The organism is Natronococcus jeotgali DSM 18795, assembly GCF_000337695.1.
Classification (GTDB): Archaea; Halobacteriota; Halobacteria; order Halobacteriales; family Natrialbaceae; genus Natronococcus; species Natronococcus jeotgali.
In genome coordinates this window covers 1-1,255 of record NZ_AOIA01000130.1, presented here as the reverse complement: position 1 = coordinate 1,255, position 1,255 = coordinate 1, and the positions used below count along the sequence as shown (strand labels likewise).

1 protein-coding gene is annotated in these 1,255 nt (G+C 64.2%); it reads left to right on the top strand.

Annotation, left to right across the window (positions count from 1 at the left end; all coding sequences use genetic code 11):
• Window positions 1-113: 113 nt before the first annotated feature.
• Window positions 114-1,255 (top strand): type I glutamate--ammonia ligase (gene glnA / locus C492_RS15410; protein WP_008425258.1); only part of this gene is annotated, 1,142 nt, incomplete at its 3' end.

Below are 1,255 nucleotides of genomic sequence, written 5' to 3'. Positions count from 1 at the left end.
CCACCCAGCGGGATATCGTGTTTACGATCATCCACTTTTCCGCGGTATCGAGTATATTCGCCCACAACAGCAGAGCTTTAATAGTGGGATCCGTTGGATAACTCGAGTAGAAGATGTCAGATGGGAACCTGACCACGGTAGAACAGGAGGTACTGGACGAAATCGAAGCCGAGGGCGTCGACTTCCTTCGCCTGCAGTTTACCGACATCCTCGGGACCGTCAAGAACGTCTCGGTTCCGGCCCGGCAGGCCGAGAAGGCGTTCAGGGAGGGGATCTACTTCGACGGGTCCTCGATCGAGGGCTTCGTTCGCATTCAGGAGTCCGACATGCGCCTCAAGCCCGACCCCGAGACCTTCGCCGTCCTTCCCTGGAGGGACAAGGAGGACAGCGCCGCCGCGCGGATGATCTGTGACGTGATCGACACCTCGACGGGCGAACCGTTCGAGGGTGACCCGCGGTACGTCCTCAAGAAGGCCCTCGATCGGGCCCAGGAGATGGGGTACACCGTCAACGCCGCACCCGAGCCGGAGTTCTTCCTGTTCGAGGAGGACGAGGACGGCCACGCGACGACCGAGACCAACGACCACGGCGGCTACTTCGACCTCGCGCCGAAGGACCTCGCCAGCGACGTTCGCCGGGACATCATCTACGGGCTCGAGGACATGGGCTTCGAGGTCGAGGCCAGTCACCACGAAGTGGCGGAGGGCCAACACGAGATCAACTTCGAGTACGACGACGCGCTGACGACCGCCGACAACGTCGCAACCTTCCGCACCGTCGTTCGCGCGATCGCGGCCCAGCACGACTACCACGCGACGTTCATGCCCAAGCCGATCCCGAAGGTCAACGGCTCGGGGATGCACACCCACCTCTCGCTGTTCACCGAGGACGGCGAGAACGCCTTCCACGACGAGGACGACGAGTTCGACCTCTCCGACGAGGCGCGTTCGTTCACCGCCGGCCTGCTCGAGCACGCCCCCGCGATCACCGCCGTCGCGAACCCGACGGTCAACAGCTACAAGCGCCTGGTGCCGGGCTACGAGGCCCCGGTCTACGTCGCCTGGTCGGACCGCAACCGCTCGTCGCTGATCCGCAAGCCGGCGGCCCGCGTCCCCGCGGCCTCGCGGGTCGAACTGCGCTCGCCCGACCCCTCTTGTAACCCCTACCTCGCGATCGCGACCATGATCCACGCCGGCCTGGACGGCATCGAGCAGGATCTGGAGTGTCCCGATCCGGTCCTGTCTCTTATACACAT